Origin of the sequence: Vibrio sp. Vb1026, assembly GCF_033338745.1 — a bacterium.
Taxonomy (GTDB): Bacteria; Pseudomonadota; Gammaproteobacteria; order Enterobacterales; family Vibrionaceae; genus Vibrio; species Vibrio alginolyticus.
The window spans coordinates 20709-40241 of record NZ_JAWOTH010000020.1 but is presented as its reverse complement, the minus strand read 5'-3'; the positions used below and the strand labels follow the sequence as shown (position 1 = coordinate 40241).

Below are 19533 nucleotides of genomic sequence, written 5' to 3'. Positions count from 1 at the left end.
CTGAGCAACAAAAAAAGCCAGTGGACATCACTGGCGTTTGAATATCTGGTTATCAGAACTGCTTGATATGCTCTAAGAAAGGCTCGGCTTGCATAAAGCCCGTCAAACGAGCGTTTGAAACGTGTTCACCACTGGCATCCCAAAACTCAATTGTTGGTAAACCAAGCACACTCATGTGCTTCAGTAGTTCGATGTCTTGCACTTGGTTTTTGGTCACGTCCGCTTGCAGAAGAACGAAGTCTTGCAGTTTGGCTTCGACGCTTGGGTCATGGAAGGTGTACTTTTCAAACTCTTTACATGCTACACACCAATCGGCGTAGAAATCGAGCATGACGGGTTTACCTGCCGCTTTCGCAAGTGCCAGTTGTTCTTCAAGATCCGCCACGTTAGCAATGCGAGTAAAGCTAACAGTGGCTTGCTGAGTTTGTGTTGTGCTGTTGCCAAACCAGTAATTTAAGATAGGTTGTGCTGAGGCTAGCAAACCTAAGACGGCGATTATGCCCACGGCACTTTGTTTCCAGCCACCAAACTCTAGACTGTTTTTGATGTGGTATAGCCAACCAAAAGCAGCAATACCCAGTGCTGACCACAGAATCGTTGACCACATTTCTGGCATGATGCGTTCTAGTAAGAAGATAGGTGCGGCAAGCAGAATAAAGCCGAAGAGTGTTTTCACTCGGTCCATCCAACCACCTGCTTTTGGTAGCAGTTTGTTGCCGAAGACCGCAACAAGAATCAGCGGAATACCCATGCCCATCGCCAGCGCGTATAACGCGATACCACCGGTAAGCAAATCGCCGCTTTGTGCCACGTAAAGTAGCGCACCAGACAGAGGTGCCGTGGTACATGGTGAGCACACCAGTCCAGAAATCGCCCCCATGGCGAATACGCCTGCACTGCTGCCGCCTTGCTGTTTGTTGCTGAGGTTGTTTAACCACGTTTGAACGTTGCTTGGTAGCTGTAATGAGTACAGACCAAACATAGACAAAGCGAGTGCGATGAACAGTACGCTCAAGCCAATCAGCACATAAGGGTGTTGCATTGCCGCTTGGAACTGCATACCTGCAGATGCCACCACAAGGCCGAGTAGGGTGTAAGTCAGTGCCATGCCTTGCACGTAGACGAATGACAAGCCTAGCGCGCGGCGTTGGCTTAGCTTGCCACTGCCAAGCACTATGCTGGTCAGAATTGGGTACATCGGCAGCACACAAGGTGTAAACGCCAAGCCCACACCAAGCGCCAAGAACAGAAGTGGTGTCCACCAGTTATCAGCAAGGTTGGCAGCAAGGCTATCTTGCTGTGTTACTGGCACTGATGATGTGTCACCAGACGTAGATGATTGCACCGCTGGTGGCGTTGCTGTTGGTGCCTGTTCTGCTTTTGATGCAGTTGTCGCCGTTGTTGAATCTGAGTTCGACGAAGTAAACGCGCTGATAGGAATCACGCGAGTTTCTGGCGGGTAACAGAAGCCTGCTTTCGCACAACCTTGGTATTGCACCACCACGCGCGCACCGTCTTGCCAATCATACATTGGTACGTTAACGAAGAGAGGTTGCGTATAGATATGCACGTCACCAAAGAATTCATCTTTATGCGGTGTGCCGTCTTCCATTTGCAGTTCGCCTAGCGATACTTTCTCACCAGCTACAGACAAGCGCTCTTGATATAGGTAGTACCCGTCACGTACCTGCCAATCGAGCATCAATTTGTCATCTTGCTGGTAGAAGTTAAATGGAAACGCCTGATCAACCGGAACAAAGCTGTCGCTGCTGCTACCAAAACTGTTGTTCTGGCTACTGTTAAACTGGTCTTTGCCAAATAAAGCTAAAGACGGAGTGGAAAAGGTAATGAGCCCTAAGAGTAAAACGGAAAGTAATGCGCGCATAAAAGAGTCAATTCATCTTAGATAATTGCCGTTAGTGTAACTCAATCAGACCCGGAGGCGAGTCAATAAGTTTCATGAAAATGAAGATTTATTGAGCATAAATCAAGACAACAGGCAATAAAAAAGGGAGCCGAAGCTCCCCGAGTAAGACTCTGTTTCTACTAGATCAGTAGACCACCGAATGCGAAGCCAAGTGCTACCGCAGAAGCGATGGTTACCACACCAGGTACAAAGAATGGGTGGTTGAATACGTACTTACCGATACGAGTTGAACCCGTGTCGTCCATCTCAACCGCTGCTAGAAGCGTTGGGTAAGTTGGCAGCACGAATAGCGCACTTACTGCTGCGAAAGATGCAACTGCGGTAAGTGGTGCCACACCGATAGCAAGTGCTGCTGGCATCAGCGCAACAGTGGTTGCACCTTGTGAGTAAAGCAGCATTGAAGCGAAGAATAGAACGAGTGCTAGCATCCATGGGTAGTCTGCTAGTAGCGCACCCGCAACTTCTTTGATGCCGTCAACGTGCGCGTTAACGAACGTAGAACCTAGCCATGCCACACCAAGAACACACACACATGCTGTCATACCAGAGCGGAATGTTGCTGCTGCTGGGATTTTGCCAGCATCGATTTTACAGCTCATTACGATAGCTGCCGCAGCTGCTAGCATTACCGTCATGATAGCTTCGTTACGACCTAGAGCAGGGTTCTCGATAAGGCCAACAGAGCCAGAAATTGCTGCTGCGTAACACACGACAAATGCGATTGCGCCTAGGAAGATGAATGTTGCTTTCTTCGCTGTTGGTAGGATTTCGCGTTTTGCTTCTGTATTTAGCTTGATTAAGCCTTTTTCTAGACGCTCTTGGTATTCAGCATCGTCTTTTAGCTCACAGCCCATGAAGTTCGCCACGAACGCACCGATCATGCACGCGATGAACGTCGTTGGGATACAGATTGCTAGTAGTGTTAGGTAGTCAACGCCAAATGGGTGCAGCATTGCCGCGAACGCTACAACAGCCGCTGAGATTGGTGATGCGGTGATAGCGATTTGCGATGCTACGACCGCGATAGACAGTGGACGAGAAGGGCGCACGCCTTGGCCTTTCGCTACTTCTGCAATCACTGGCAAAGTAGAGAATGCCGTGTGGCCAGTACCCGCCATTAATGTCATTAGGTAAGTTACGATAGGCGCATAAAAGGTGATGCGCTCAGGATGCTTGCGCAAAAAGTTTTCAGCAACTTGCACCATCCAGTCTAAACCACCCGCTACCTGCATTGCTGCGATAGCGGTGATTACAGACATGATGATCAAAATTACGTCAACGGGAATGTAAGCTTGGCTTGTTGGTACGCCCAAGATCAAAGACAACGCAATGACCCCAGCACCACCGGCAAAACCAATGCCGATACCACCGATTCTTGCCCCCAAATAGATGAAGAGCAGAACCACGAAGAGTTCGACCATGACCATATTGATACCTCTTTAGTTTTTTATTTGATTCTGATTTTTTGAACACTCAGGAACAGGAGTAAATGCTCAGAGAATGAGAACCTAGTGGTTTAGCGGCAATAAAAGCATATAAAAAATGTGGTTAACCGTATGAGAGCCTAAAAAAGGGGCCTGAGTGGCCCCCTTCGGATTCGTTATTACTCGTAACGTTTTGCTTTGTAAGTAGGATGCATGAAGTTTTCTACTGACAAGATTTCATCAAGCTCCTCTGCTGTAAGCAGACCGCGCTCTAGCACGACTTCACGAACACTCTTACCAGTTTCTGCACAAATCTTACCTACGATGTCACCTTCGTGGTGGCCGATGTATGGGTTTAGGTAAGTGACGATACCGATAGAGTTGTAAACGTAGTTTTCGCAAACTTCTTTGTTCACAGTGATGCCGTCGATACATTTATCGCGTAGGTTCACACACGCATTGTGTAGTAGAGAGATAGACTCAAACACGCTTTGTGCGATAACTGGTTCCATTACGTTTAGCTGTAGCTGACCGCCTTCTGCTGCGAAAGAAACCGTGTTGTCGTTACCGAGAACTTTGAAGCAAACTTGGTTTACTACTTCTGGGATAACTGGGTTTACTTTAGCTGGCATGATTGAAGAGCCTGCTTGCATTTCAGGTAGGTTCAATTCATTTAGACCCGCACGAGGACCAGAAGAAAGTAGACGAAGGTCGTTACAGATCTTCGATAGTTTCACTGCTAGGCGTTTTAGCGCGCCGTGAGTCATTACGTATGCACCACAGTCAGACGTTGCTTCGATAAGGTCTTCTGCTGCAACAACGTCAAGGCCTGTTACTTCCGCTAGGTGTTTTACTGCAAGCGCTTGGTAGCCAGTTGGTGTATTTAGACCAGTACCGATTGCGGTTGCGCCTAGGTTGATTTCTAGGAGGAGTTTAGATGTGTAATCTAGAGCACGAATCTCTTCGTTTAGTGTTACCGCCCACGCATGGAACTCTTGACCGACTGTCATTGGTACTGCGTCTTGAAGCTGAGTACGGCCCATTTTCAGTACATCTTTAAACTCAACGGCTTTAAGTTCGAATGCGCCTTTTAGGTACTCAATTGCTTCCATTAGCTTGTGTACGCTGTTGTATACCGCAATACGGAAACCTGTTGGGTACGCACAGTTGGTTGATTGGCTCTTGTTTACATGGTCATTTGGGTTAACAAATTCGTATTGGCCTTTCTCTTTACCCATCAACTCAAGCGCAACGTTTGCGATCACTTCGTTCGTGTTCATGTTAACTGAAGTGCCTGCACCGCCTTGGAATACGTCTGATGGGAACTGATCCATACACTTGCCAGTTTCTAGGATCAAATCACACGCTTCGATGATGTAGTTTGCAACGTCTTTTGGAATAGCGCCAAGTTCTTTGTTTGCTAACGCTGCTGCTTTTTTGGTCATTACCATGCCGCGTACAAATTCTGGTACGTCAGAGATGGTCATATTAGAGATGTTGAAGTTCTCGATCGCACGTAGCGTATGAATACCGTAGTACGCATCTGCAGGGACATGACGTTGACCTAATAGATCTTCTTCAATACGAGTGGCTGGGTTTGCTGTTTTTGGAGCATCAGATAGGGTAGCCATAGCAGGATCCTTAGATGATAATTCTGATAATAAAGTTATTTATTAGCCATTTCTGCAATCTAGAATCCATTCATCAGAATTTTTGGCTGGAAAATCCGTCCTGACTTATGTGGCACATGATACTGCACCTAGCGCATAAAAATAGTAACTAGATCACCTTTTTCGTTTTTCATGAGTCAATAATTTGCAAAGTATGAACGGGTTATTAATAACCCTTTATAGGTACTCGATTTTCCTCGACAAACATGAGTTTTTAGAGTTCGAAATTAGCACTTTAAAAGCACGAAAAAATCGGTATGCAATTGAATGAAACGTGCTCCTGCTACTTTGCCTAAAAGAGAAGGAGACCAGTATGAACACGCTTTTTTACAACGATTCGTTTGAGCTTAGTCTGCTTTTACCATTACACTGAATTAAACAAAGGAGGGCGTGTGTTTCCTATCTTATTATTAGCGTTTATTTTTGTTCCGATCATTGAAATCGGCTTATTTATTCAGGTGGGCGGCTTTTTAGGTTTATGGCCGACCATTGCACTAGTTTTAATCACGGCATTTGTTGGTGCATCGTTGGTTCGTAGCCAAGGTATACAAACACTGATTTCAGTACAGGGGCGTCTTGAACAAGGTGAAATTCCAGCCCAGCAAATTTTTGAAGGCGTAATGCTAGCGGTGGCTGGCGTGCTACTGTTAACCCCGGGCTTTATGACCGATGCCCTTGGTATGTTGGTGTTGCTTCCTGCGCCACGCGCCGCGATAGCTAAATACTTGATGAGCAAAATGGTGGTGAAAACCATGCATGGCGGTGGCTTCCAAGGTGGTTTCTCTAACCAGGGGCCATTTGAGCAAGACCCGTTCCGTCGTGACCCATTTGATTCCCAGTCAGATAATGGCAAGACCTTCGAAGGGGAATACGAGCGTAAAGACGATGATGATCGCAACAAGCTCAACTGATTGAGTTAGACAGTAAAGAAAACAAAAGGGCGCATCAAGCGCCCTTTTCTGTATTTGGAATTCGTGCTGCTTACAATGCGCCTTCAAAGCCCATTTGACGCCATGCTTCAAAAGCAATGATCGCAACGGCATTCGAAAGGTTTAGGCTGCGCGCATCTGGCATCATTGGAATGCGAATACGCTGCTCCATTGGCAAGCTATCGATGATTTCAGCAGGCAAGCCACGAGTTTCTGGACCAAACATCAAAACATCACCCGCTTGGTATTGTGCATCAACGTGGTGACCTGTGGTTTTGGTGGTGCAGGCAAACAATCGATAGTTACCTTGCTTCTCTTTCTCTAAATACTCTAAGAACGCTTGATAGTTTTTATGGCGTGTTACGCGAGCTAAATCATGGTAATCCAAACCAGCACGGCGGACTTTTTTCTCTTCAAGATCGAAACCCAGAGGTTCAATTAAGTGAAGGTTTGCACCGCAGTTGGCGCATAGTCGAATGATGTTGCCGGTGTTCGGCGCGATTTCTGGTTCGTATAAAGCGATATCAAACATGGTATTGAAATAGAGTTGGTCAAAGAGAAGGGCAGTATATACCCAAGTCACCGAGAGATGCGAGATTCAGCAAAATTGACCTGGGTATGAAAGCAGGCATTAGCGCGGATGTTAATACCGTAAGTAGCGATGCTCTTTATAAGAGAGCGTGAGCATAGTTTTCTTCAACTGCTCGCCAGTTGACGACGTTCCACCACGCATCAATATATTCTGGGCGACGGTTTTGGTAGCTGATGTAATACGCGTGCTCCCACACGTCTAATGCGAGGATTGGTTCACCGCGCACATCCACTACGTCCATCAGAGGGTTGTCTTGATTACTGGTGGACGTAATGTGAATCTCACCATCTTTTACGATCAGCCATGCAAAGCCAGACCCAAAGGTATTGATGGCAGCTTGGGCAAACGCCTCTTTAAATTGCGCAAAGCTACCAAATTTATCGTTAATTGCTTGAGCAAGCGCGCCTTGAGGCTCTCCGCCACCGTTTGGTGACATGCAATTCCAATAAATGATGTGGTTGTAATAGCCGCCACCATTATTACGTACTGCTGGACTGAGCTTAGAGATATTGTCAAAGATCTCGTCTAATGACTGAGTTTCGAGCTCGCTCCCTTCAACGGCATTTACAAACTTATCAAAGTACGTCTTGTGGTGTTTGCTGTAATGCACTTCCATGGTTTTCGCGTCGATGTACGGCTCTAGTGAATCGTACGGGTAAGGCAGAGCGGGAAATGTATGTGACATAGTAAATCCTCCTTAATTGGAAAATTTACTTTAATGCTAACGATAATTATTATCAACTTTGATCTTTGTAAGGGTATTCTAAGAAGCCTCACCAATTTCTAAAGTGAGGGTGGGGCTGTTAATCACTCACTCTAGAAATATGGTGCGAATTATTGTTAGTTCATCAAATTGAGACTAACAATTGATCGGTAAGGTGATACTCATACGCAATCCGCCTAAAGGACTTCGGCTGGCTGCGATCGTGCCACTGTGCTGGCGAATGGCACTTTCGGTAATGGTTAGGCCGAGACCTGTGCCGCCAGAGTGGCGATCGCGTGCCGTGGAAACGCGATAGAACGGGCGAAAAATCGCGGCCAGTTCCTCTTCTGGTACACCTTCTCCATTATCGTCAACCGTGATACGAAGCGTATCGTCATCGGCTTTGATGTCGATTTGTACCTCATCTTTTCCGTAGTAAATGGCGTTACGAACGATATTTTCCACCGCACTCATCAGCAGTTTAGGGTTACCGGAAATATTGCGCTTAGGTAATTCTGAATAGTGTAGCTGTTTGCCCATTTGCTCTGCTTCAAACTGCGCATCTTTAATGATTTCTTCCCATAAACTTTCTAGTGGCTGTGTTTCGCGAGTCATATGACTGTTCGCCTGCATGCGAGAAAGCTCTAATAGTTCGCTGATCATCTGTTCCAAGCGCTGCGCTTCGGTATCGATACGAGTCAGTTCTGGGCTTTCGCCTTGTTTACGCGTCGCTAATGCGCTTGCCATGCGCAGACGAGTTAAAGGTGAGCGCAGCTCGTGAGAGATATCGGATAGCAAACGTTGTTGTCCTGAAATCATCTGATTAACCGCTTCGACCATCTGGTTGAAGCTGCTACCTGCTTGACGAAACTCCGCCGTGCCTTTTTCTAAATTTGGGTCTGTGACAAATTCACCTTTCGCCACACGTTGAGCAGCGGCTTCAAGACGACGTGCTGGTTGACTCAAAGCCCAAGCAAGCCATAACAGCAATGGTGTACTAACCAGCATGACCGCAAGCAAGAGCTGGAATGGGTGATCAAACAGACGCAGGAGTAGAGGTGGTGGCTCATTCCACTTGAAGCCCACGTACATCAAGATATCGGAACCTGCCAAAGTGATAGGAATTGGGCCCGCAATCATGTATCGACCATACAGCTTCTGCTTTGGATTATTGTAATCTTCGATACTGGTGACAAAGTTTTGCATGGCACGCAATTGAAAATTGCTGCGTTTTTCTGTCGTAAGAACATTACCGCTGTAGTCAGAAAAAAAGACTCGTGGGCGAGGGTCGTGCTTGCCGTGGCGGTTGCCCTCGATACGAAAAAGTATGCGGCCTAAATCAGTTTGCTGGCTGTATTTTTGTTGGATTGAGTCACGCGTTTCTACCATACGTTTGTAGTGTTCTTCTGGAATATCGCGAGCTTTGCGTGGGTCCAAATGTGGCAGTGATAGCACGGCTATCAATACTAATAACATGGTGAACCAAAAAATGGCAAAGATGCGTCCATACAGGCTATTGATGTTTGGCAGTTTGATGCGTGATAGGTGCATTAATCCTCCTCAAGCAGCATGTAGCCACGACCACGCAGGGTTTTAATTCGCGGCTTGCCATTGCTTTGATCTGGTAATTTTTTACGTAAGTTCGAGACATGCATATCGATAGCGCGATCAAAAGCAGCGAGTCGTTTACCAAGCACATCTAAGCTCAGTGTCTCTTTGGTCAGCACTTGTCCTGGGTTTTGTACGAAGTGGGTGAGTAGCGCAAACTCGGTTGCCGTGAGGTCGAGTAGCTGTTGCTCACAATACGCTTCTTGCTTACCGGGATAGAGGCGGATTTCTTGATACTCAATGCAATCGCTGTTTTTGGTATTTTTTTGTGTGCTGCTAGTGCGGCGTAAAATCGCACGGATACGCGCCAACAGCTCTCGGTCACTAAAAGGTTTTGGTAAATAATCATCCGCGCCCAGTTCCAAGCCGATCACGCGATCAATTTCTTCCCCTTTAGCGGTCAGCATCAAGACGGGAGTTTCCCAATTTTCACGTAAGCGTTTCAGCGTTTCCATGCCATTGAGTTTTGGCATCATGACATCCAACAAAATCAAATCAATCTTATCATTGATCGCGGCTAAGCCGGCTTCACCGTCATTTGCTTCGCTGACGTCAAACCCTTCGAAACTGAGTACTTCTTTTAATAAGCTGGTTAGCTCGATATCGTCATCGATTAAAAGAATGTTTGCCATGGGGGCACCTATAGTAAGTTACCGATAGCCTAATATTACATTGGAATGATGCGCAACGAAGAGGAGAAAAATCACTCTTTACGATTCTTTACGCTCCCTATACGTCGCTTTACCTAGCGGGTCGTATTCTATACTCAAGCGCTGTGAGAACAGCTCAGAAGAACCACTCACCTGTGTAAGGAATCGTATTATGAAGTCTGCAAAAAAACTTGTGTTAGCTGCTGTTGTTCTACCTCTTACTCTTGGCGCCGCAAGCGCATTCGCTTACGGTGGTAAAAACCATCATAAAGGCCCTCGTGACGAATGCGGCATGGGTATGGACCGAGGTGTCATGCGTCAACTAGACCTGACTGATGCACAAAAAGATCAGCTAAATGAAATGCGTGAAGCAAACAAAGCAGAAATGAAAGCAAAATTCGCTGATGGCAAAGAAGCACGTATGGCTGAGCGTCAAGCGCATCACGCAAAAGTACAATCGCTTTTGCTGGCGGATAACTTTGATGAAGCTCAAGCTAGCGAATTAGCAAAAGAGATGGTTGAGCGCCAAACGGAACGTCGCGTGCAAATGCTAGAAAGAAAGCACCAAATGCTTAGCGTATTAACACCTGAGCAGAAAGCGAAATTTGTTGAGCTACAAAATGAACGTATGCAAGAGTGTGGCGACAGAATGCACAAGCGCATGGAAAAGTCGCGCAATAATTAAGTCATGAATTGATGTTATATAAAGAGGCAGCCATTGGTTGCCTCTTTTTGATCTGGTTATTTCATGGTCATTCAATATACTCAACGTATGGTTTTAGTTAACTCTTTGATTATGAAACAGCAATACGCACGTTTAGTTACGACCGCCGCTTGGACTGCAACCATTGTGGCGACGCTTCTTCTGATAGTAAAAGTCATCACGTGGTGGGTAACCGGCTCAGTGAGCTTATTGGCGTCATTGATTGACTCCATGTTAGATATCGCGGCTTCGGTTGTGAATCTTGTGGTGGTTCGTTACGCCTTACAACCGGCAGACCGCGAACATGCGTTTGGACATGGTAAAGCTGAGTCCTTAGCGGCCCTAGCCCAAGCAATGTTTATTTCGGGCTCGGCAGTATTTTTGATTCTTAACGGGATTGACCGATTTTTCCGCCCGCATGCTTTACACGCACCGGAGTTAGGTGTGTATGTATCGCTGTTTGCGATTGTGGTCACACTTGGCTTGGTGATGTTCCAAAAACATGTGGTTCGCGTGACGGGGAGCCAAGCAATAGCGGCGGATTCTCTGCATTATCAGACTGACTTGTATATGAATGCTGCGATCATGGTTGCTCTGGGGCTCAGTTATTTTGGAGTGACTCAAGCGGATGCTGTGTTTGCGATTGGTATTGGTGTCTTCATTCTTTATAGCGCTTTCAAAATGGTCAGCGAAGCGATTCAAACCTTACTTGATAGAAAGTTGCCCGATGAAGAACTTGAGCAAATTAACCAAGCTTGTTTGAGCGTAAAAGGGGTATTGGGCGTGCATCAGTTACGCACGCGAATGTCCGGACCGACGCGCTTTATACAGTTGCATTTAGAGCTAGACGATAACTTACGATTAATTGAGGCGCATTACATCGCTGATAAAGTGGAAGATAATTTATTGGCTCTGTTTCCTGATGCGGACGTATTGATCCATCAAGATCCATTGTCTGTCGTTTTCGGACCTGAGAAAGAGCAGAAAGCGCAAGATTGGTAGGCTTGAAAAATCCATCAGTGCCCGACGACAAAAAGGTACTTATTGACTATCTTTCCATCAATACTTATTAAGATTCGTGATCCTGATATGAATCAACAAAGTTTCATAGAGAAACTGTAATACTCTTACATAAGTAGAAAAGTTACATAAAAAAGTGCGTTTTCATTGGTAATCCTGTAGAGGAAATGTAACATAACGCACAGTTCTGGATTATGCAGGTTGCTTGGTAACAAGGGGCCTAAAAGAAAATTAAATAATTGATTGCCAAAGATCGAGGGTGAGCATGATTAAGAAGATCGGTGTTTTAACAAGTGGCGGTGACGCACCTGGTATGAATGCTGCGATACGCGGCGTAGTACGTACAGCACTATCCGAAGGATTGGAAGTATTCGGTGTGTACGACGGCTACCTAGGCCTATACGAAGGCCGCATCGAGAAGCTAGATCGTTCTAGCGTTTCAGATGTGATCAACAAAGGTGGTACGTTCCTAGGTTCTGCACGTTTCCCTGAGTTTAAACAAGTGGAAGTTCGTGAAAAAGCGATTGAGAACCTGAAAAAGCATGGTATCGATGCGCTAGTGGTAATCGGTGGTGATGGTTCGTACATGGGTGCGAAGAAACTGACTGAAATGGGTTACCCATGTATCGGTCTTCCGGGCACAATCGACAACGATATCGCAGGTACTGATTACACTGTGGGCTACCTAAGTGCACTAAACACCGTTATCGATGCAATCGACCGTCTACGTGATACTTCTTCATCTCACCAACGCATTTCAATTGTAGAAATCATGGGCCGTCACTGTGGTGATTTGACTCTGATGTCTGCAATTGCGGGCGGTTGTGAATACATCATCACTCCGGAAACTGGTCTAGACAAAGACAAGCTGATCAGCAACATCCAAGATGGTATCGCTAAAGGTAAGAAACACGCGATCATCGCGCTTACTGAGCTAATGATGGATGCTAATGAACTAGCACGTGACATCGAAGCCGCGACAGGTCGTGAAACTCGTGCAACAGTACTTGGTCACATCCAACGTGGTGGTCGTCCAACTGCATTTGACCGCGTACTAGCATCTCGTATGGGTAACTACGCTGTTCACCTATTGATCGAAGGTCATGGTGGTCGTTGTGTAGGTATCGTGAAAGAGCAACTTGTTCACCACGATATCATCGACGCAATCGAAAACATGAAGCGTCCAGTACGCAACGATCTATACAAAGTTGCTGAAGAGTTGTTCTAAGCAAGCTTGAAATAGATAAACAAAACCGCGGCTTTCCGCGGTTTTTTTGTATTTGAGAATCAACAAAAAGAAACTAGTGATAGACGAGTGTTAAGACACGCTGCTCTGTTCTATGAGCGTTAATTTGCGCTCGCGCAGCGCAAACAAGTAGCCCAGTAGCCCACCTAACGTATTCCCAACCGCGATACCGATAAACAAGCCTTCAATACTGTAGATTTGGCTCCCGATCCACGCCGATGGCAAGGTAAAAATGAACAGCCGCATAAAGCTCCACTGGAATGCACGCAATGGCTTGTGCATCGCATTCAAACCACTGACTAACATCATCACGATGCCTTGGAAGCCATAACTAAATGGCACCACCAGTAAATAATGCCAAAGCAGGTTTTTCACCGCATCTTCCTGAGAAAACAGCGCAGCCAGAGGAATGCTCAGCGGCACCATCATCAAGAAGATAAACCCTTGGAATACCACTGCAAAACGCATGCTAATAAATAAACCGGAAAAGGCTCGTTGCGGTTGTTTGGCTCCTAAATTTTGTGCCATAAACGGTGTGAGGGCAGAGGTCAGCGACATCAATACTAAAATCAATATGGACTCAATACGCTGCGCTGCGCCGTAAGCAGCAACCGCCGCTGTACCGTGGTTGGATAACAGCATCATCAGAATGGCACCGGACAACGGATTCATCGCGTTTGATAGCGCAGCAGGGGTACCAATTTTTAGTGTCTGTTGCCAGTCTTGTTTCAGCAAAGCCCATTGGGGGTGAGCAAGCAATTTTTCCCGTTTAATTAGCACATAGAATGAGCCACACAAAGCACCTAACCAGCTAAAGGCACTTGCTATGGCTGCGCCTTGAATGCCAAGTTCCGGAAAAGGGCCATAACCGAAAATCAACAATGGATCGAGCATGCCATTAATCAAACCAGCCAACATCATGACTTTTGCTGGTGTTTTTGTGTCGCCAGTAGCTCGGATAGCACTGTTGCCCGCCATTGGGATCACTAGCAGAGGAATGGTGAGATACCAGACCTGCATATATTGCTCAATAAGAGGGATGAGATCATCAGACGCACCAAGAAAACGAAACAATGGCGCAATGGTGGTAAAGCCAATAGAAGACGTGATAGCCACAAGTAACACGGCTAACAACAAACCGTGGGTGGTGAACCGAGCAGCTTGTGGTGCATGACCTTGCCCAAGCAAGCGACCAATATTGGTCGATAGTCCCATCCCAATCCCCATCGTAATGCAGTTAACCGCAAAGGTGACAGGGAAGGTATAGCTGATAGCTGCTAGCGCTTGAGTGCCAAGCAACGAGATAAAAAACGTGTCCACCAAGTTAAACATCAAAATTGCGATCATGCCCATGGTCATGGGTACGGTCATTTTCCGCAGCGTTTCAGGAATGGGTGCGGTCAACAAACCATGCTTATCGGTCGCTTGGGGTTCCAGCTTGTTATTTTCCTGCATGTGTGACAACTATCTGGTGAGCAAAATGCAAGGATACAAGAAAGCGAGATGCCGAGCGAGTGAGCATTTCTAACGCAAACCGTTGCCTAGTTGTTCGTTATTTTAACTAAGTCACAAAAATTTTGTGCCACCCCCTTGGGATCGCTGCTTCGACCCCTTATATAGGGATCACGTGTCTGGGGCTACAGTCCCTAAGGACAATTATCAAATAAACATGGAAATTTTCAGGAGAGACGACCGATGAACATTCGTCCATTACATGACCGAGTTATCGTTGAACGTAAAGAAGTTGAATCTAAGTCTGCTGGTGGCATCGTTCTGACTGGTTCTGCTGCAGAAAAATCGACTCGCGGTGTTGTTCTAGCTGTGGGTAAAGGCCGCATCCTAGAAAACGGCACCGTACTGCCACTAGACGTTAAAGTCGGTGATACCGTTATCTTCGCTGAAGGTTACGGTACAAAAACTGAAAAAATCGACGGTAAAGAAGTGCTTGTCATGTCTGAAAACGACATCATGGCGATCGTTGAATAATAGCAATCATTGAGTAATTTTTTGCTCAGATTCAATTACGAAATTACACACAAAGAATTTTAGAAAGGAAATCAAAGATGGCTGCTAAAGACGTTAAATTTGGTAATGACGCACGAGTTAAAATGCTGGAAGGTGTAAACGTTCTGGCTGACGCAGTAAAAGTAACACTGGGTCCTAAAGGACGTAATGTCGTTCTAGACAAATCTTTTGGTGCACCGACTATCACTAAAGATGGTGTATCAGTAGCGCGTGAAATCGAGCTGGAAGATAAATTCCAGAACATGGGCGCACAAATGGTTAAAGAAGTTGCGTCTAAAGCAAACGACGCAGCGGGTGACGGTACAACAACAGCAACGGTACTAGCGCAATCTATCGTTAACGAAGGTCTAAAAGCAGTCGCAGCGGGCATGAACCCAATGGATCTTAAGCGCGGTATCGACAAAGCTGTTGCAGCGGCAGTTGAGCAACTAAAAGAGCTTTCTGTTGAATGTAACGACACAAAAGCGATCGCGCAGGTTGGTACTATCTCTGCAAACTCAGACGCAAGCGTAGGTAATATCATTGCAGAAGCAATGGAGCGTGTGGGTCGTGATGGCGTTATCACGGTTGAAGAAGGTCAGGCGCTACAAGACGAGTTAGACGTAGTAGAAGGTATGCAGTTCGACCGCGGTTACCTGTCTCCTTACTTCATCAACAACCAAGAATCAGGCAGTGTTGATCTAGAAAACCCATTCATTCTTCTAGTAGACAAGAAGATCTCAAACATTCGTGAGCTTCTTCCAACGCTAGAAGCTGTCGCGAAAGCATCTCGTCCACTGCTTATCATTGCAGAAGATGTAGAAGGCGAAGCGCTAGCAACATTGGTTGTGAACAACATGCGTGGCATCGTAAAAGTTGCAGCTGTGAAGGCACCTGGCTTCGGTGACCGTCGTAAAGCAATGCTACAAGACATCGCTATCCTAACTGGCGGTACTGTGATTTCTGAAGAGATCGGTCTAGAGCTAGAAAAAGTTGCACTAGAAGATCTAGGTCAAGCGAAGCGTGTTTCTATCACGAAAGAAAACACGACTATCATCGATGGTATCGGTGAAGAAGAGATGATCTCTGGCCGTGTTGCTCAGATTCGTCAACAAATCGAAGACGCAACTTCAGACTACGACAAAGAGAAACTACAAGAGCGCGTAGCTAAACTGGCTGGCGGTGTTGCAGTAATCAAAGTTGGTGCTGCGACTGAAGTTGAAATGAAAGAGAAGAAAGACCGTGTAGAAGATGCGCTAGCCGCAACTCGCGCAGCGGTTGAAGAAGGTGTTGTTGCTGGTGGTGGTGTTGCACTTATCCGCGCGGCATCTAAGATTGCTCACCTAACGGGTGACAACGAAGAACAAAACGTTGGTATCCGCGTTGCACTACGTGCAATGGAAGCGCCAATCCGTCAAATCACGAAGAACGCAGGTGAGGAAGACTCAGTTGTTGCGAACAACGTGAAAGCGGGTGAAGGTAGCTACGGCTACAACGCGGCAACAGGCGAATACGGCGACATGCTAGAAATGGGTATCCTAGATCCAACTAAAGTTACTCGTTCTGCACTACAATTCGCAGCATCGGTTGCAGGTCTGATGATCACAACTGAAGCGATGGTTACTGACCTACCGCAAAAAGACGCGCCAGCGATGCCTGACATGGGCGGCATGGGTGGCATGGGCGGTATGGGCGGCATGATGTAAGCCAGCTTATCTCATCGCTCTAAGGAAGCCCTTATAGCGGAAAGATAACCGACCAAACCTTTAAAAGTCGAGGCAGATGCCTCGACTTTTTTATGCGTGCCACCTGAGAAACATGACGTCCTGGTGTGGCTTATCATGAAATTTTTGAGCGTAAAAAGCGCCATTTCAGAAGCAAAAAATCGAAGAGAAATATTTTTTCTTTTGAGTCAGATGGTTAAATCTGACCTATTGCTAACACTTTTTGAACGGGGACAGAGCAAAATCTGAACATTACACTATGTTGTAAATTGTTGCTTCCCATCATGGAGATGAAAATGAAAAAGCTTATGACGTCATTGGCGGTTGCAGCCGCTATCGCATCACCTGTTGCTTTTGCCGACAGTACACCTGTGATGTTCTCTACTATCGATAACACAAACGCACCTTCTAATTCTTCAGTTGGTGGCGTTCGTTTAGCTGTGTTGCATGGACAGGTAAATGAGGTTAAAGGTGTCGACTTTTCACTGCTTGGTATGTCAGAAACGGATCGTACGACAGGTGTGAACTTCGGTCTGTTTTTTGGTGCAGCAAAAGTAAATCAAGAAATGAAAGGCGCGTCTTTAGGCTTAGTTAACTGGAACCAAGGTCAGACGACGGGTGTTAACTTGGGTGCTGTTAACATTACGAACAACGTAAAAGGCTTGAACTGGAGCGCGGTGAACTATTCTGAAGGCTACACCATGGCGGATGTGGGCTTAGCGAGTATCTCTAAGAAGTCTAATTTCCAGTTTGGTTTCTTCAACATGACCGAACAAATCGATGGCGTGCAAATTGGTCTTTTGAACTGTGCGGATAACGGTTTCTTCAAGTGTTTCCCACTCATCAACTTTGCTAAGTAATCCCTGAGAAAGTCAGAATCTTTATATACAGAAAGCCCTCGATGTTCGTCGAGGGCTCTTTAATTACTGATGAGATGAAGCGAGTTTCTCGGAGCGTTAACTATTTAATTAATCGTGATGAAGTTTTGCGTTGTTGAATTCTTTGATGAACACCGCGGCGTAATGCTTTGATGTGGTTTTCTGCTTTATCCACACCTAACAACACGGTTAGTGTCAGGAGAGTAATAACCACCGACTGCGTTAAATAACCCAAACCTATCATCAAACCTAAACCTGCTAGCACCCATATTACAGCCGCGGATGTTACGCCATGGATTTTTCCATCAAGTGTCATCATAACGCCAGCGCCTAAGAAGCCGACGCCAGTAATGATCTGACCAAGCACTCGTGCTTGATCAAGAGTATTTGGCGATAACGACACTGCCATCGACATAAACAGGTAGGTGCCTGAAATAATTAATATTGCTGTGCGAATGCCAACCGGTTTACCACGAGTTTGGCGCTCTATACCGATCATGAGCCCATTAATGGCGCAGCATAGTAGGGCAGGCCAACTGAATGGGCCAAGATCGAAAATTTGTTCGAATGCTGTATGCATCTTGACCTCCAAAAGTGCGGAGTATGCATAGACTTACCGTGCAAAGCGAACAAAAATAATCAATCTAGACGACAAATTTAATTGAGTGTCAGAGCTTATTCTAAATGCAAATCCAACGGCGTTTTACTTGGCCTGCCACCAACTTCTCGTGTGAGTTTTGGTACCAGATAACCCGATACACGCGTGATGAGTCCGCGCATAATAGCTTTCGCTTCTTCGTCCGAAATAAAGTAGTGCGCTGCGCCTTGCACCTTATCAAGAACGTGGAGGTAATAAGGCAAGATACCCGCGTCAAATAAGGCCTCACTTAACGCCACTTGAGCTTCTACCGAATCATTCACGCCTTTCAGCAGAACGCCTTGGTTTAGAAGCGTAACGCCCGCTCTTTTGAGCTTGAACATCTGTTCAGCAAATTCGTCATTGATTTCGTTGGCATGGTTGATGTGAGTGACGAGGATGATTTGTAACCTTGATGCTTGCAGAAGTTGGCATAGTTCATCAGTGACTCGAGCTGGAATCACCACAGGTAAACGGCTATGAATACGCAGACGTTTGATGTGAGGAATGTGAGCAATGTGCTCTAAAAGCCAATGAATCTCATCGTCTTTTGCCATTAATGGATCACCACCTGAGAAGATGACTTCGTTCAACTCTGGTTGTTGTGCCATGTACTCTAAGCACTTGGTCCAGGCTTGTTTCCCGCTTTTGTTCTCTTGATAAGGGAAGTGACGACGAAAGCAGTAACGGCAATTTACCGCGCAGCCACCTTTGACAATCATCAGGGCGCGGTTGCGATACTTGTGTAGCAGGCCAGGGACTTCATTGTCCTGCTCTTCCAATGGATCATTGGAGTAACCCGGATGCACCTCAAATTCGTCGCTCAGTGGTAAAACCTGACGTAAAAGAGGGTCTTTAGGGTTGCCTTTCTCCATCCTATCGACAAAACTTTGCGGTACACGCTGTGCAAACAGCTTGCGCGCGGCAAACCCGTCTTGCCACGGTGAAGGATCAATTTCCAGTATTTCGAGCAATTTTGCAGGATCAGAGATCCCATTCGCCAACTGTTTGAGCCAGTTTTGCTCAACAGATTCGACTTTTCGGGTTATTATGTGCGGCATTGAATTTAGCTCTAAGAATGTAAGAGGAAAAAATGGCTACAGTTAGCACCAATGAATTTAAAGGCGGTCTTAAGTTAATGCTTGATAACGAGCCTTGTGTAATTCTGGAAAACGAATACGTTAAACCAGGTAAAGGCCAAGCGTTCAACCGTGTTAAAATTCGTAAACTTCTTTCTGGTAAAGTGCTAGAGAAAACATTCAAGTCTGGTGACACTTGTGAAGTGGCAGACGTAATGGATATCGACCTAGATTATCTATATTCAGACGGCGAATTCTACCACTTTATGAACAGTGAAACGTTTGAACAGATCGCAGCGGATGCAAAAGCGGTAGGTGAAAACGCTAAGTGGTTGGTAGAAAACAACACTTGTATGATCACTCTTTGGAACGGTAACCCAATTACTGTTACTCCACCAAACTTCGTTGAGCTAGAAGTTGTAGACACAGACCCAGGCCTGAAAGGTGATACTCAAGGTACTGGCGGTAAACCAGCGACGCTATCAACTGGCGCTGTTGTTCGTGTTCCTCTGTTCATCTCAATTGGTGAAGTGATTCGCGTAGATACTCGTACTGCTGAATACGTAGGTCGTGTGAAGTAAGCACTTTATATGATTGTTAGAAAGGTCGCTTCGGCGGCCTTTTTTATTGCCTGTGATTCTTCTCTTTTAATCCCTCAGCGTAAAACATCGATATTCTCCGCAAATTTTTGATGATTTTGTATTATTCGTAAAAATCTTATTTATTCCATGAATCTGTC

General features: G+C 46.0%; 18 protein-coding genes. 8 read left to right on the top strand and 10 right to left on the bottom strand.

All coding sequences use genetic code 11. The features are described 5' to 3' along the window. Window positions 1-52: 52 nt before the first annotated feature. The 3 genes from R7E47_RS21195 to aspA form a co-directional block, all read right to left on the bottom strand. Window positions 53-1885, bottom strand: a complete 1833-nt coding sequence (locus R7E47_RS21195) for a protein-disulfide reductase DsbD (RefSeq protein ID WP_225455800.1) — start codon at window positions 1883-1885, stop codon at window positions 53-55. A 161-nt stretch (window positions 1886-2046) separates the two neighbouring features. Next, on the bottom strand, window positions 2047-3354 hold the full coding sequence (locus R7E47_RS21190) for an anaerobic C4-dicarboxylate transporter (RefSeq protein ID WP_005382378.1): 1308 nt from the start codon (window positions 3352-3354) through the stop codon (window positions 2047-2049). Between the two features lie 176 nt (window positions 3355-3530). Continuing rightward, window positions 3531-4982: an aspartate ammonia-lyase gene (aspA, locus tag R7E47_RS21185; RefSeq protein WP_005382379.1), complete on the bottom strand. Its 1452-nt coding sequence runs from the start codon at window positions 4980-4982 to the stop codon at window positions 3531-3533. Window positions 4983-5413: 431 nt separating this feature from the next. Here aspA and R7E47_RS21180 point away from each other — a divergent pair, with 431 nt between their 5' ends. Further along, complete coding sequence (locus R7E47_RS21180; protein ID WP_005382380.1) at window positions 5414-5932, top strand: FxsA family protein; 519 nt, start codon at window positions 5414-5416, stop codon at window positions 5930-5932. 70 nt (window positions 5933-6002) lie between these two features. Here the strand turns inward: R7E47_RS21180 and trmL are convergent, their stop codons facing one another. The 4 genes from trmL to R7E47_RS21160 all read right to left on the bottom strand — a co-directional run bounded on the left by trmL (window position 6003) and on the right by R7E47_RS21160 (window position 9485). Next, on the bottom strand, window positions 6003-6482 hold the full coding sequence (trmL, locus tag R7E47_RS21175) for a tRNA (uridine(34)/cytosine(34)/5-carboxymethylaminomethyluridine(34)-2'-O)-methyltransferase TrmL (protein WP_005382381.1): 480 nt from the start codon (window positions 6480-6482) through the stop codon (window positions 6003-6005). Between the two features lie 136 nt (window positions 6483-6618). Next, complete coding sequence (locus R7E47_RS21170; RefSeq protein WP_005382382.1) at window positions 6619-7227, bottom strand: superoxide dismutase; 609 nt, start codon at window positions 7225-7227, stop codon at window positions 6619-6621. A gap of 174 nt (window positions 7228-7401) precedes the next feature. Further along, window positions 7402-8796, bottom strand: a complete 1395-nt coding sequence (gene cpxA / locus R7E47_RS21165; RefSeq protein WP_054579327.1) for an envelope stress sensor histidine kinase CpxA — start codon at window positions 8794-8796, stop codon at window positions 7402-7404. Beyond that, window positions 8796-9485 carry a response regulator gene (locus R7E47_RS21160; RefSeq protein WP_005382384.1) on the bottom strand — a complete coding sequence of 230 codons (690 nt, stop codon included), beginning with the start codon at window positions 9483-9485 and terminating at the stop codon, window positions 8796-8798. Before R7E47_RS21160 ends, cpxA begins: the two co-directional genes overlap by 1 nt. Before the next feature lie 190 nt (window positions 9486-9675). Between R7E47_RS21160 and R7E47_RS21155 the strand changes: the two genes are divergently transcribed. From R7E47_RS21155 to pfkA, 3 genes are all read left to right on the top strand, one after another. Next, window positions 9676-10188: a CpxP family protein gene (locus R7E47_RS21155; RefSeq protein WP_213906768.1), complete on the top strand. Its 513-nt coding sequence runs from the start codon at window positions 9676-9678 to the stop codon at window positions 10186-10188. A 111-nt stretch (window positions 10189-10299) separates the two neighbouring features. Beyond that, window positions 10300-11208, top strand: coding sequence for a CDF family cation-efflux transporter FieF (fieF, locus tag R7E47_RS21150; RefSeq protein WP_053350704.1), 909 nt, complete (start codon window positions 10300-10302; stop codon window positions 11206-11208). 283 nt (window positions 11209-11491) lie between these two features. Continuing rightward, window positions 11492-12454 carry a 6-phosphofructokinase gene (gene pfkA / locus R7E47_RS21145; protein ID WP_005381521.1) on the top strand — a complete coding sequence of 321 codons (963 nt, stop codon included), beginning with the start codon at window positions 11492-11494 and terminating at the stop codon, window positions 12452-12454. Window positions 12455-12544: 90 nt separating this feature from the next. Here pfkA and R7E47_RS21140 read toward each other — a convergent pair whose 3' ends face one another. After that, entirely contained in the window at window positions 12545-13927 is a 1383-nt protein-coding gene (locus R7E47_RS21140) for an MATE family efflux transporter (protein ID WP_054701973.1), read from the bottom strand. A 240-nt stretch (window positions 13928-14167) separates the two neighbouring features. On the opposite strand from R7E47_RS21140, the gene R7E47_RS21135 reads away from it, so the two are divergent. The 3 genes from R7E47_RS21135 to R7E47_RS21125 all read left to right on the top strand — a co-directional run bounded on the left by R7E47_RS21135 (window position 14168) and on the right by R7E47_RS21125 (window position 17060). Beyond that, the gene (locus tag R7E47_RS21135) at window positions 14168-14458 is read left to right on the top strand and encodes a co-chaperone GroES (RefSeq protein WP_005381516.1); all 291 of its coding nucleotides are present in this window, start codon (window positions 14168-14170) and stop codon (window positions 14456-14458) included. A 77-nt stretch (window positions 14459-14535) separates the two neighbouring features. Then, complete coding sequence (groL, locus tag R7E47_RS21130; protein ID WP_005381509.1) at window positions 14536-16182, top strand: chaperonin GroEL; 1647 nt, start codon at window positions 14536-14538, stop codon at window positions 16180-16182. Window positions 16183-16496: 314 nt separating this feature from the next. Next, window positions 16497-17060: a VC2662 family protein gene (locus R7E47_RS21125; RefSeq protein WP_054701976.1), complete on the top strand. Its 564-nt coding sequence runs from the start codon at window positions 16497-16499 to the stop codon at window positions 17058-17060. 100 nt (window positions 17061-17160) lie between these two features. Here R7E47_RS21125 and R7E47_RS21120 read toward each other — a convergent pair whose 3' ends face one another. Continuing rightward, window positions 17161-17658 (bottom strand): MgtC/SapB family protein, encoded by a 498-nt coding sequence (locus R7E47_RS21120; protein ID WP_005381504.1) that lies wholly within the window; start codon window positions 17656-17658, stop codon window positions 17161-17163. Between the two features lie 95 nt (window positions 17659-17753). After that, complete coding sequence (epmB, locus tag R7E47_RS21115; RefSeq protein WP_053307395.1) at window positions 17754-18776, bottom strand: EF-P beta-lysylation protein EpmB; 1023 nt, start codon at window positions 18774-18776, stop codon at window positions 17754-17756. A 32-nt stretch (window positions 18777-18808) separates the two neighbouring features. Between epmB and efp the strand changes: the two genes are divergently transcribed. Then, on the top strand, window positions 18809-19375 hold the full coding sequence (gene efp / locus R7E47_RS21110) for an elongation factor P (protein WP_005381500.1): 567 nt from the start codon (window positions 18809-18811) through the stop codon (window positions 19373-19375). Window positions 19376-19533 lie beyond the last annotated feature (158 nt).